We start from the raw sequence: 11,754 nt of genomic DNA, 5'->3' as shown, positions 1-11,754 counted from the left end.
CGGCGTGCTGTTCCGAAGTCGAAAACGCCTAAGGAGTGCCCTTTGGCTACTCAGTTTCACGCGATATCGGGTTTGCCGCGCTCGGGGTCGACGCTCTTGTCGGCCTTGCTGCGCCAGAACCCACGATTTTCTGCCGCCATTACCAGTCCGGTTGCCGCACTGGTGGGGGCCGCGCATGCCAAGATGTGCGGCGGTGAGTTCGGTGGCTTTTTCGATGACCATAAACGCGCAACGATCCTGCGCGCGGTCGTCGAGTCCTACTACACCGAGCAGATTTCCGACATGCCCGATGACAGGGTGCTCTTCGACACCAACCGCACCTGGACGGGGCGGGCGGCGCTATGGGGAGCCCTGTACCCCCAGTCACGGATCATCTGCTGCGTCCGCGAGGTCGGCTGGATCATCGACAGCATCGAGCGCATGCTCGCCAAGAATCCCCTGCAACTGTCGCGCATGTTCAACTTCCAGCCGGGCGCGTCTGTCTATGCCCGGGCCGAAACCCTGATGAACTCCGACACCGGCCTAATCGGCCTGGCCTGGAGCAATCTGCGCGAAGCCTGGTTCGGCGAGCAGGCCAAGCGCCTGATCCTGGTCCCATACGATCACCTGGTCAAAGAGCCGCAGCGCACCCTCGAGCGGCTTTACGCCGAATTGGGGCAGCCCTGGTTCGAACATGACCTGCAGAACGTGGTGTACGACGAGCCGGAATACGATGCCCAACTGGGGATGCCTGGCCTGCACGCCGTGCGTAAAACTGTCGAGTATCAGGCCCGTCCACTCTGCATTCCGCCAGATCTTTTTGCTCGCTACGCGACGACCAGCTTCTGGAACCATACCGAACTCAACACGCGTGGCGTGACGATCATCTGAGTAGGAAGTGAAGGGCCAGGATGAGTGCGCAAAGCATGCTGAAAACTCGTAAGGCGATGTCGTTCACTCAGAGCGTGACCTTCGCGCTGGTGATCGGAATGGGGCCGGCAGCGGCTTGGGGATTCGGACCTTCCGATCCGCTGCGCCAGTTCAATGATGTGCCGGCCACCGCCGCCAACCACATGTTCGATTCAGCACCCGAGGTGGATGGCTGCACGGACAATTCCAGGGTCGACCTGAGCCTGCTGGACATCGTCTCCGGTGCGCTGTGCCACAACCCCAAGACCCGCGAGGCCTGGGCCAACGTCAAGGTACAAACCGCACAGGTGGGCGTATCCAAGGCCGCCTACCTGCCGACCCTGAGCAGCACGCTACAGGAGGCCAAAGACAGCTCGACCAGCCACGGCACCTCGTCCAATCCATTCGTGATCCAGTCCAACAGCCATTTCCAGAACGCCGTCATGACCTTGAACTGGGTGCTGTACGACTTCGGTGCCCGATCGGCAGGCGTCGACTACGCCCAGAGCAAACTCGCCTCGGCGCTGGCCGAGCAGGACAATGCCCTGCAGACGGTCTTCGCCAGCACCGTGAAGGACTACTACGCCGCCCTGGTGGCGCAGAAGGACCGACAGGCGACCCGGCAGATCGAAGCCGATGCCAAGCAGGTGCTGGATGCTGCCGCCTTGCGCGTTCGCCATGGGGTGGCAGCGATCAGCGACCAGTTGCAAGCCCAGACCTCCTATTACCAGGCCACCTTCAATCGCAACAAAGCCGAAGGCGACTGGAGAAGCGCGCTGGGGCAGGTGGCGATCGACATGGGAAGGCGTCCTAATCTAGCCCTGCATCTGCTCGGAGAGGAGGGCGTAGCCCCACCGGACCTGGCGTTTGAAGAGTCCGTCGAGGACCTGCTCAAGACCGCCCAGCAACGACACCCCTCACTGATTGCCGCTCGTGCCGAACTGGCCGCAGCCCAGGCCAACGAACAGGTGGTCCGTGCCCAGGGGCGGCCGACGATCAGCTTCGTCGGCAAATACAGCTACGACAACCAGCCCCAAAGCTCCGGTGCCGGCCAGCAGTTCACGGGGGAGACGGTGCGGGATCGATCGGTTTCCCTGCAGGTGAACATCCCTCTGTTCGAGGGCTTCACCCGGACCTACCAGGTCCGCGGTGCACAAGCCCAGACCGAGAGCAAGGAGGCGGCCCTGAACGATGCCGAACTGCAGGTGGCCTCCAGCGTCTGGACGGATTACCAGACCCTGAAAGTCGATACCGAAAACGTGCGCACCAGTCAGCAGGTGCTGGAGAGTGCCAGGCAATCCTTCGACGCGGCGCAGGCACGCTACGCCAAGGGGGTGACCGGCATTCTCGAAGTCATCACCACCCAGACGGCTTTGGCCAACGCTCAACAGCAACAGATCAGTGCCCTGGCCGGCTGGCAGAACGCACGCACTCAGCTCGCATCGAGTCTGGGTAACCTGGACCTGAAGAGTATCTACCCATAGTCGGATGAAACTGATCTACCCAGTCGGTGTAGTGCAATACACCCCGTTATCGGAACGGTGCGCGTTGCTGGATATCAAGGCATCTTAGAGGGGGGAGGTTTGGGATGAGCGTGTTCGTGAAAGTGAGAGCTGTATTGGTTTTTAGCATGCTCGGTATTGGCAGTTGTCTGAGCGTGTTTGCAGATGACCAGACATGCTCGCTGAACACTACGCTAGGCGTGGCACAGTGCTCGGGAGAGAAGCTCAAGATACTGGAACAACAGCTGCAATCGAGCTACGAGGCTGCCCTTGATGAGCTGCCTGAAACAGATAACTGGGATACGAGAAAGACCAAGGGGCAGTTGATCAGGGCGCAGACTGCTTGGAAGACCTTCAGGGACGAGCACTGCCGCTATGTGGGTGGGCTTCAGGGAGGGAACAACATGATGGTGAACGTGTTCTCTAACGAGTGTGCGATTGAGGAAACGAAAAAACGAATTGGTTTTTTCAGCCATCTACCCAGGGGCGGTTGAGAGCCCATTTAGTCGTGATGCAGACCAGGCAGCGGAGCACACGGACCAGAAAAGGCTCGAGAGGGAAATCGGGCGTTGCGCTCTTGCTGAGTGATAAGGGGTGGAGAACCCAACGCCCGAAGGCGAAGGGTTTCCGTTCAAGATGACACGCGAAATCAAGGAGCGCGTCTGTCGCAGACGTCCATGAGCCGCAACACGGATAGCATCGCGACCTGAGGGCACATGCGGCGACGGCACCGATTAGCCCTCAGATTCCTGGTTCATTGGCATGCTGCTGACAAGCTCAGCAGTACGCGCCCAGCACAATGATTACCCCGGTACAGGTCTGTCAAAAAACGCTCTGCAACAAGCTTTTTCCGCAGTGGGGTGTTTGTATGAAACTTGAGATATCGCTGCCGTGGGGGCTCCGGGAAGCATGTAAGAAACCTCTTGCATTGCCTTACGCTGTTGCTGCTTCTCGTGTGCGTAATGCTCAATCGGCCCGGACTGACGCCTGTTCGCCAGGGTAAGCACTGCTGGTCGTACCCAACGTCGGCTTGCATTCGTTCAAATCCCGTTGATACCAGTGAGCCAGTCACCACTTCTATCGGTGTCGGCCGGTCGCACGAGCGATGTCGATCGTGGCAAGTGGGCCTGCCGCCAATGCGAAACTCTGATTCAAGCGCCGGTACCGGCACAGGTGATCGACAAGGGCACACCCACCGACGGCTTGTTGGCTCACGTGATGGTGGCCAAATTCGCCGACCATCTTCCGCTGTACCGGCAGGAAAAGATCTTCGGCCGTGCCGGTTTGGCGATCCCGCGCTCGACGCTGGCTCAGTTGGTGGGCCAAACCGGCGTACAACTGCAACCGCTGGTAGATGTAGTGCGCGAGTCCGTGTTGGCCCGGCAGGTCATCCATGCCGATGAAACTCCGGTGCAGATGTTGGCGGCAGTCGAAAAAAACGCATCGTGCGTATGTCTGGGCCTACTGCACGGCACCATGCTGCGCATTGAAAGCGGTGGCCTACGACTTCAGCCCCAGCCGTGCCGGCGAACATGCGCGCAACATCCTGGGCACCTGGAACGGCAAGTTGGTGTGCGATGACTTCGCGGGTTACAACGCCGGCTTCGAGCAAGGCATCACCGAAATCGGTTGCATGGCCCACGCCCGGCGTAAATTTTTCGACCTGCATGTGGCGAATAAAAGCCAGTTGGCCGAACAAGCGCTGTCGCAGACTGGCTCATCGCTCGATCGTCAGCAAATCGGTGCTGGCACCCTGTTGATAACGGGGCCCCTATGCATTTTGACCATGGTCAGCTAAGCAGGTGAATGGCCACATTTGCCACGTTGCGGGCATCATCGATGCCGCGGTGGTAGGTGCCTTCCCATTCGAGCCCTAGCATCTCCACGGCAGGCTGCAGACCCATCGCGCGGCACTCGAAAACTTTCCAGTGCCATTTCTTCAAATTGGTGTGAAGCATACCGTCCAGCATCGGTTTGCACCGTAAACGTTCGGCATCTTTCTGAAGCTGTTTGTAGTCGTAATCACCCCACGAACACCACATTGAATTGGGGTAGGCCTCTAGGAAAGCATCAAGCATCTGAGCAACCCTGGCATAGCCAGGAGCAGCATCAACATCGCTTTGCTTGATCGTGGTTAGCTTTCGGCAGAAGTCGGTAAGTACCGGGTGCAGGGTGGGCCGGACAAAGCTCTGAAAGTGGTCGACCACCTGGAGCGATGAGAGGTCGATCACAACCAAGCCAATCTCAATCGTTTCCATATCCTCACGATGCACGAGCAGTCGGCGTGGAGGCTCTCCCGGCTTGGCTTCCTCATCGCACGTAGCCTCAAGGTCGACGCAGAGTAGGTAATCATGGGGGTGTAAAACCTCCCTTAGCGCACCTAAATGCTGGGGCTTACGAACAGGTACCATGGTCAGCTCTATTTTTTGGATTGATGAAAAATACCCAACACCTTGTTGGCCGTCGGGAAAATTATCCGATGCCAATGCGCATTGTCCACCGGATGGCTCATCCTGAGAGTGCTGCATAGGTGAGCGTATATCCTGGGCAGACTGACAACGTTTCGCTCCGCTACGGCTCAGCAGGGTAGCCGCAGACTTTTCTTACAGACGATGTCGGTGAACCTGATGCACCGTATCAGCCAGTCGCCATCGCCCACGCGTGAGTGGCAAGTGAAAATAACGAACAGTGCGACTCCACTCAGGCCAATGGGGCCTTGTCCCAGCATGCGCCTGCAGAAACGGCTCCTCCCGCCGATACATTCACGTTCAGATTCTGCGAGCCACTGACTTCATGAACCTCTCCGACGCTGTCCTGATTCTGCTCCTGGCCGCCCGTATCCATGGTACGGACGAAGCCGTGCGGGCCTCAGCCAAGAGCTGCGTGAAGAAGCTGCCCCGGTCCAAACGTGACCCGATCTACAATGTGATCAACAGCCGCAGTCCCATGGAACTGATCGCTTTCCTGGCCGAAAACCTCGAGGATTGAAAACGCCTGCATGAACACCGGCTTCCGGGCGCACGTCCGGTCCTTCATGCAGCTTGATGTCAGGTGCCAGGCGCTCGAAGAGAGTCGCTCCTCTAGGGGCAAATTGAGCATTTCAAGGACAGGCGGGTAGGGTGGGCGCACTACCTGCAAAAACGAGATTTCTGGAATGAGTGATACCTACACGGCCTACGAACATGCCAATCGCAATCAGGCCGAGATCGAAAGCAGCAGCACCTGCGCCTGCTATGGCTGCTACGCCAGCTTTGCCGCTAGCGAGGTCACTCGGTTCACCCACACAACGGCCTGGTGTCCTCGCTGTGAGGCCTGGGCCACGGTGATGGGTGATGCCTCGGGACTGCCTCTGGAACGGGCTTTCCTTGAGGCGGTGCACGATCACTGGATCGGCCCCCAGGAATGGCTGGACGAACAGGCTGAGCGGACTCACCTGATCGCGAAAGCGCTCTATGAGAAACCGGACAGTCCTCCTGCTACGCCTGCGAAAACCCGGCCATGGTGGCGGTTGTGGTAAATCTCATCGACGGCAAGGTCCGGGTGCCCGATTGCCGGTCCATCCTGGAAGTTATCCGCCTGATCAAGCGTGAAGGTCCTGTGTGGGCATCACGCTACGTCACTCTCCGTTTCCCCAGTCCAGTTGATGCCTGGGTTCTGGTGTATCCACTCTGGGAAAACAGCGCCCCGTATTTTGACGTCATGTACACCCAGGCTCTGCCACCTGAGACGGCGCTGGCTGGACTGTTGGAGAGGTACCCGAAGTGCTCCATTCTGGACTGGTCACCTGGCCGACTGGCCTGTGTTGAGGCCCTTGATGCAAGCGTAGAGACGTTCGCGCAGATCATTCAGGACGTCGTTGAAACGATCAGCGGCGAGCGCATTACAGGCCTCGAAGCTTTCTACGAACACGCCAGCAGAGCGTGAGCTGCTCACTTGCATACTCGATGGCGCTGACCCGTCTCTGACCGGCGATACTCTTCATGTTCAAGCCGTTCACCTTACACGGATAGCGGGGACGTTATTGGGATGCTGGCACCGCTTTGGCTGGACGCCCGCGCACAACGGGCTTGGCCGGCACGCTCTTGCCGTATTCATTCCACCAGGCGGCTAGCGCCTGCATCGTGGGGCCCAGGCCGCGGGCCTTGGTCGTGATCTCGTACTCTACGCGGGGTGGCACTTGCGCAAACACAGTGCGCGACACCAATCCGTCCGCCTCCAGCTCGCGCAGTTGCGCCGTCAGCATATGTTGGGTGATGCCAGGGATGGCCTTTCTCAGCTCACCGAAGCGATAGATTCGCTGGTTGAGCAGCCACATGATCTCCAGTTTCCACTTGCCCGACAGTAACGCGAAAGCACGACGCATTTCCTCGTGCATGTTGACCCCATCGGCTTCATTAGTCTGGTTTTCCATACTAGGCATCACTTTTTCATCCTACTTGTTGGATTTCATCTTAGACAACATCCTTGGGCCAAGTCGATATGAACCCCTTGGAGTCCTCTCATGGCTGCGATCTACGCCTATTGGATCAGCACGGTATTGCTGAGCCTTCTCTACCTGATGTCTGCGACGCTGTACGTCATCAAAAAGGACTGGGTGCACCAGACCCTGACTGAGCTGAACTATCCGGCCAGCTATCTGGTGCCCTTCATGGTTGTTGTGAAGGTGCTCGGCCCGTTGGCGATCCTGTCGCGGATCAACGTGCCGCTGAGTGATTTGGCCTATGCCGGCATGTTCTTCCACCTTTTGCTGTCCGGGTCGGCACACCTGGGCGTGCACAAACCCAAAGGCGTATTGCCGGCGCTCATTGGTCTCGTTCTCCTGATCGTTTCCTTCACCACTCAAAACGCCGCCCGTGACGTCCCGTCGCCCTATGGCGTAGTCGCGGCAACACCTCAATTCATCCCTAACTGAAAGGAGCCAGTCATGGCCAGACTCAACGGAAAAGTCGCCATCGTCACGGGGGCCGGCCGCGGTATTGGCTGTGCTACCGCAAAGCGCTTCGCAGCCGAAGGCGCAAAGGTAGCCGTTCTCTCACTGACCCCGGCGAATGTGGAGGCGGTCGTTGCCGATATCACTGCCGCTGGCGGCACAGCTCTTGGCGTGGCTTGTGACATCGGCAGCGCTGAACAGATCAAGGCGGCCGTGGACACGGTGGTGGCCGCCTACGGTGGTATCGACATCCTGGTGAACAATGCCTTCGATCCCAGCGCACCGTTTTCCTCCATCCTGGACCTTTCGGTGGAGCAACTGCAGCGCAATTTCGAGATCGGTCCTGTCGCCTACCTGAGGACGATGCAGGCGGCCTACCCCTACCTCAAGGCCAGCGGGGAGGGCCGCATCATCAACTTCGGCTCGCTGGCAGGCGTCACTGGCCTGGCGGGATATGGGCCCTACAACATGGCAAAAGAGGCCGTACGGGCCCTGACCCGAACCGCTGCGCGCGAGTGGGCTGCCGACGGGATTACGGTGAACAACGTCCTGCCGGTTGCTGAAACCTGGGGGCCGGAGGTCAACGCACCGGCACCGACCAACCCGATGGGGCGCTATGGGTCCCCAGAGAAAGACATTGCCCCCGTCGTGTTGTTTCTGGCCAGCAAGGATAGCCAGTTCATCACTGGCTCAAGCCTCACCCCCGACGGTGGTTCCATCATCGACAGTGCCCGCTGATACCAATCCAGATCGATAAGCGCGAGGTCATGAAAAAGCCCGGCAGAGCCGGGCTGGAGTGAGGTACCGCTACAGCTTGAACCCAGTCATTTCTCGACCGGTTCTCCCTGGAGCGACAGGAGCAAATACGGCACTCCCTGCGGTGGATCCATTCGCCTCAGCGTCAGTGCCAGAGCACCTTCCTTTTGCTCTGAGGAGGACAGGGCAAAATCCACCTGCCTCGCCTGAGGGTTCTGGTTGTGGGCCCTGGCCACTGCCTGAAACAGATCCATCAACCGACTCTCGTACGTCGAGCGCCGACGATCGGCCGGATCCAGCAGCACCTGGTCCCACACCTGCGCAGTGATCGCGATGCCATATTCCATTACCTGGTCAACGCGTTGTTTCTTCATTCGGGGCATCTGATTTCTCCTTCAATGTGAGAAACCACCTGCCCCAACCGGGAAGTGGTTTCCCGGTGACAGCGATTACGATTGCAGCGTCAAGCGTTGCAGCAGGTGACGCCTGTGTTGTCGAGCGCTTGCAGGGCAAACCCTCGCCATCTGGGTGAAATCAGAAAGCCCCTGAGTTCCATGGCTTCCCGGCGGGCCCTCCTGGCCGATTCAAAAGCCTCCTGGCTCATGTCCTGGTGCGCCTGCTCGTAGAGCGCCGCCATCCGCTGTCCAACAGCCCACACTTCAGCTGCCGTCCGGCAGGGACGTCGCCACACGATCTCCGATGCCTGAATGACACCGGACAGCACTCGTCGAGCGTCATCGCTGGCACAGGCCATGGGCTTGCGCCGATAGACCTTCGTCAGCGTGTCGTAGACCTCCACCGTCCGTGGATCGAACGAGGCCACGGCGCCGAGCTTTGGATACGCATGCAGCTCGTAAAAGCGCGACTCGCACAACGCAATCGCCTCTTCAAGCAAGCCGCAATATCCCACGACGTACTCACCCGACACGGAGTAGAACCCCACGTGCGGTTCGTCCTGGGGCAAGCTCAACACGCCCGTACAGACAATGGTGAACTGTCGTTGGAACCGATCCAGTCGCAACGCCGTACCGGGTAGGTAAGGGTTACGAATGAACGGAAACGGCAGCCGTAGAACATTCACAGGTTTTTCCATGTAGCTCTCCTCAGGGGCGGGATGGACCTCGCCCCATAGGGCAAGGAAATCCCTATGGATGGATGTCAGGTTCAGGCCGCGGCTATGCACCGGCACAGGCGCACAAGGCACCCGAAATGCAAACCGCGAACGCGATCAGCATCCGGTACGAGCGAACAGCAAAGTGGGGTATCTGCCACACCACAAACCTGACGAAAAATCAGGGGGCAGGGCAGTGCGTAATGGGTGGGCGATGCCAACCGGTAGCACGCCCATGAAGTGGATGCCGACGAACAACGAACCTCACAGGAGGCCAGCGTTCGGATCAGCGAGTCAGCCCAGGGCCGACGCAGTCAAAGAAGAGCGATCAACGCTCGAAAGTGCAAAAGCAGGGCATCGCGATTCTCCGGGTTCAGAAACAGAATGCGGAGAACACTTCGCCCGGCGGGGAGTGTTCCCCGCGTGGGTGGTTACAACAGATGGTCCTACTTGAAGAACCTGAGTGCAGCGAACAGCAAGCTTCCTGCAATCCCTTGCAGTGCGGTCATGACGACCACCATCCTTACGGTGAGTGTGGTGTTCAGGTTGGCCATCTCTTTCAGCAGGCTCAGTTCCACAGTTTTCAGCTCTGTGCGGACCTGAGCGATATCCGCCTTCAGTTCAGAGCGAACTGCTGTGATCTCGGCCTTCAGTTCAGATCGAACTGTTGTGATCTCAGCCTTCAGATCATTCCGAACTTCTGCGATCTCAGCCTTCAGATCATTTCGAACTTCTGCGATCTCAGCCTTCAGTTCATTCCGAACTTCTGTGAGATCGGTTTTGTTTGCCAATACTGAGGTCACATCTCTCTCCCAGGCTTCAACGAGCGCAGTAGCGTTTTGCTCTGAGACGTTGGATGCAACCATCGCCTTGTACAGAGCTGTTTCCATTTTCATTTGACCTCCAGATTTCAGTAGGAGGGCCAGCCCATACGGGCTAGGCCCGTATGGGGGAAACATCAAGTTCAGCGTGCTTCCACCGACCGCAATGGCAGTCGATTGGTCGCATCACTGGAAGCTTGGCGACCTGTTGGTTGGATCACGCGCAATGGCGCATCGTAGCCCCAGATCCCAGCTACTTTGGCATGTTGCTGACAAGGCCAGCAGTACGCCCCTCCACCATGAATGTCCCAGCCGCTGGCAGTCAAAGTGCTCTGTGCAACAGGCTATTTCTGGAGCGGGGCATCCGTAGGAAACAGGGACAGAGTCTATTGAGTCCGTCCTTATGGACGCTGTAGGAACACCTCTGCATTGAGTGTCGGACGCTGCTGTATTTCACGTGCGGCTGGTTCTCGCTTCAGGGCGGGAGCAGGCGCGAATGGCTGCTATGGACCCAAGCCGTCGTGATGCAGCTTCCGAGTCATGGCTTGAACGGATCGATCCAGCCAGGCCGAAGTCCTGCCTCGTATTCTTGGCGTACGTATTCGAGCGACTCTGCGCATCCCATTTGCGCCTCGGTAGCGCCTATGCATCCCCAGCAATCCCCGCCGGTATTGCCTGATAGCGGATCTTGCGGATTGTCGAGTAGGCGTGCGCAGATCGTGCAGTGTTGCGGCTTTTTGCTGTTTGTCATATTACTCTTCCGATATGTTCCTTCTTAGCCCTCGCGTGCTACCTCGAGGGCAGGAATGGCAGCCGCTCAGGGGATTGCAGCCACGCCGTCATTGTTGCACCCTCATCACTCATTCTGGCACGGGAGGGCAGCATGGACTGGAGTGACATGCGGATCTTCCTGGCGATTGCTCGCAGTGGCTCGTTGGGAGGGGCCGCCAGGGCGCTGGAGGTCAGTCACCCGACGGTCGGGCGACGCTTGCAGGTGCTCGAACAGGCCAGTGGGCAAGCGTTCTTCCTGCGCACTGCCCAGGGGCTGGTGCTCACCGACAATGGCGAGCGGATTCTCGACCTGGCGCTGGCCATGGAGCACAGTGCGCTGGCCATCGAACGTCGCCTGGCGGGGCATGGCGATCAGCCGGAGGGGCTGTTGCGCATCTCCTCGGCCGACTGGTTCGCCTGCCATGTCCTGTCGCCGGTGCTGGCCGAACTGGCACGACGGTATCCATTGATCGTGCCCGAAGTCATTGCCGGGCATCGGCTGTTCGACCTTGCCCGCCGCGATGCCGACATCGCTTTCCGGATCGTGCCCTTCACCGAGCCTGACATCGTCCAGCGCAAGTTGACGACCTTGCCGTACGGGCTCTACACCGCAGTGCATGCCCCAGCGCCACACCCGGACGGCGAGGGCCTGGGGTTGATCCTGATGAACATTGCCCAGGCCCATTACCCGGATGTGCACTGGCTGCAGCAGCGTTACCCGCAGGCCCGCACCGTGTTCACCAGCAGCAGCCGGACGGTTCAGGCACAGATGTGCGCGCAAGGGCTGGGGGTCGCCGTGTTGCCACGTATGCTCGGCGACTCGGTACCCGGCCTGCGGCTGCTGGACGAGCACCAGCCACCACCGGGGCGGGACATCTGGATGGGCTATCACCGCGACATGCGTCAACTGGACCGGCTGCGTGCACTGGCCGACCTTGCCTCCAGCATGATCGGCGCAGGGTAGCAGGTTGCCGC

General features: G+C 59.1%; 14 protein-coding genes and 1 pseudogene. 10 read left to right on the top strand and 5 right to left on the bottom strand.

The window, feature by feature from the left end; all coding sequences use genetic code 11:
- The first annotated feature begins 42 nt into the window (after positions 1–42).
- The 4 genes and pseudogenes from ACZ5KU_RS19810 to tnpC form a co-directional block, all read left to right on the top strand.
- Complete coding sequence (locus tag ACZ5KU_RS19810; RefSeq protein ID WP_464736089.1) at positions 43–870, top strand: sulfotransferase family protein; 828 nt, start codon at positions 43–45, stop codon at positions 868–870.
- Positions 871–905: 35 nt separating this feature from the next.
- Positions 906–2,372: a TolC family protein gene (locus ACZ5KU_RS19805; RefSeq protein ID WP_464736088.1), complete on the top strand. Its 1,467-nt coding sequence runs from the start codon at positions 906–908 to the stop codon at positions 2,370–2,372.
- Between the two features lie 104 nt (positions 2,373–2,476).
- The gene (locus ACZ5KU_RS19800) at positions 2,477–2,884 is read left to right on the top strand and encodes a lysozyme inhibitor LprI family protein (RefSeq protein ID WP_464736087.1); all 408 of its coding nucleotides are present in this window, start codon (positions 2,477–2,479) and stop codon (positions 2,882–2,884) included.
- Between the two features lie 619 nt (positions 2,885–3,503).
- Positions 3,504–4,095, top strand: a pseudogene (gene tnpC / locus ACZ5KU_RS19795) (IS66 family transposase); the annotation flags it as partial.
- Positions 4,096–4,180: 85 nt separating this feature from the next.
- On the opposite strand, the gene ACZ5KU_RS19790 reads toward tnpC, so the two are convergent.
- Positions 4,181–4,801 (bottom strand): 3'-5' exonuclease, encoded by a 621-nt coding sequence (locus ACZ5KU_RS19790; RefSeq protein WP_464737427.1) that lies wholly within the window; start codon positions 4,799–4,801, stop codon positions 4,181–4,183.
- A gap of 382 nt (positions 4,802–5,183) precedes the next feature.
- Here ACZ5KU_RS19790 and ACZ5KU_RS19785 point away from each other — a divergent pair, with 382 nt between their 5' ends.
- The 3 genes from ACZ5KU_RS19785 to ACZ5KU_RS19775 all read left to right on the top strand — a co-directional run bounded on the left by ACZ5KU_RS19785 (position 5,184) and on the right by ACZ5KU_RS19775 (position 6,314).
- Positions 5,184–5,378 (top strand): DUF7740 domain-containing protein, encoded by a 195-nt coding sequence (locus ACZ5KU_RS19785; RefSeq protein ID WP_416769541.1) that lies wholly within the window; start codon positions 5,184–5,186, stop codon positions 5,376–5,378.
- Positions 5,379–5,544: 166 nt separating this feature from the next.
- On the top strand, positions 5,545–5,907 hold the full coding sequence (locus tag ACZ5KU_RS19780; RefSeq protein WP_464736086.1) for a hypothetical protein: 363 nt from the start codon (positions 5,545–5,547) through the stop codon (positions 5,905–5,907).
- Positions 5,901–6,314: a hypothetical protein gene (locus ACZ5KU_RS19775; RefSeq protein WP_464736085.1), complete on the top strand. Its 414-nt coding sequence runs from the start codon at positions 5,901–5,903 to the stop codon at positions 6,312–6,314. Before ACZ5KU_RS19780 ends, ACZ5KU_RS19775 begins: the two co-directional genes overlap by 7 nt.
- 94 nt (positions 6,315–6,408) lie before the next feature.
- On the opposite strand, the gene ACZ5KU_RS19770 is transcribed toward ACZ5KU_RS19775, so the two are convergent.
- On the bottom strand, positions 6,409–6,810 hold the full coding sequence (locus tag ACZ5KU_RS19770; RefSeq protein ID WP_464736084.1) for a winged helix-turn-helix transcriptional regulator: 402 nt from the start codon (positions 6,808–6,810) through the stop codon (positions 6,409–6,411).
- Between the two features lie 81 nt (positions 6,811–6,891).
- On the opposite strand from ACZ5KU_RS19770, the gene ACZ5KU_RS19765 reads away from it, so the two are divergent.
- Together ACZ5KU_RS19765 and ACZ5KU_RS19760 are read left to right on the top strand one after the other, a co-directional pair.
- On the top strand, positions 6,892–7,302 hold the full coding sequence (locus ACZ5KU_RS19765; protein ID WP_464736083.1) for a DoxX family protein: 411 nt from the start codon (positions 6,892–6,894) through the stop codon (positions 7,300–7,302).
- Positions 7,303–7,314: 12 nt separating this feature from the next.
- Positions 7,315–8,058 (top strand): SDR family NAD(P)-dependent oxidoreductase, encoded by a 744-nt coding sequence (locus ACZ5KU_RS19760; protein ID WP_464736082.1) that lies wholly within the window; start codon positions 7,315–7,317, stop codon positions 8,056–8,058.
- A gap of 86 nt (positions 8,059–8,144) precedes the next feature.
- On the opposite strand, the gene ACZ5KU_RS19755 is transcribed toward ACZ5KU_RS19760, so the two are convergent.
- The 3 genes from ACZ5KU_RS19755 to ACZ5KU_RS19745 form a co-directional block, all read right to left on the bottom strand.
- Positions 8,145–8,450, bottom strand: coding sequence for a hypothetical protein (locus ACZ5KU_RS19755; RefSeq protein ID WP_464736081.1), 306 nt, complete (start codon positions 8,448–8,450; stop codon positions 8,145–8,147).
- 89 nt (positions 8,451–8,539) lie between these two features.
- Positions 8,540–9,169, bottom strand: a complete 630-nt coding sequence (locus ACZ5KU_RS19750; RefSeq protein WP_054057692.1) for a hypothetical protein — start codon at positions 9,167–9,169, stop codon at positions 8,540–8,542.
- A 464-nt stretch (positions 9,170–9,633) separates the two neighbouring features.
- Entirely contained in the window at positions 9,634–10,083 is a 450-nt protein-coding gene (locus ACZ5KU_RS19745) for a hypothetical protein (protein ID WP_464736080.1), read from the bottom strand.
- Positions 10,084–10,891: 808 nt separating this feature from the next.
- Between ACZ5KU_RS19745 and ACZ5KU_RS19740 the strand changes: the two genes are divergently transcribed.
- Complete coding sequence (locus ACZ5KU_RS19740) at positions 10,892–11,743, top strand: LysR family transcriptional regulator (protein ID WP_054064768.1); 852 nt, start codon at positions 10,892–10,894, stop codon at positions 11,741–11,743.
- The last annotated feature ends 11 nt before the right edge of the window (positions 11,744–11,754 follow it).

The organism is Pseudomonas sp. Tof1 (assembly GCF_055390395.1).
Note: the sequence above shows the minus strand (reverse complement) of the source record. Positions and strands in the feature narration are given on the sequence as shown.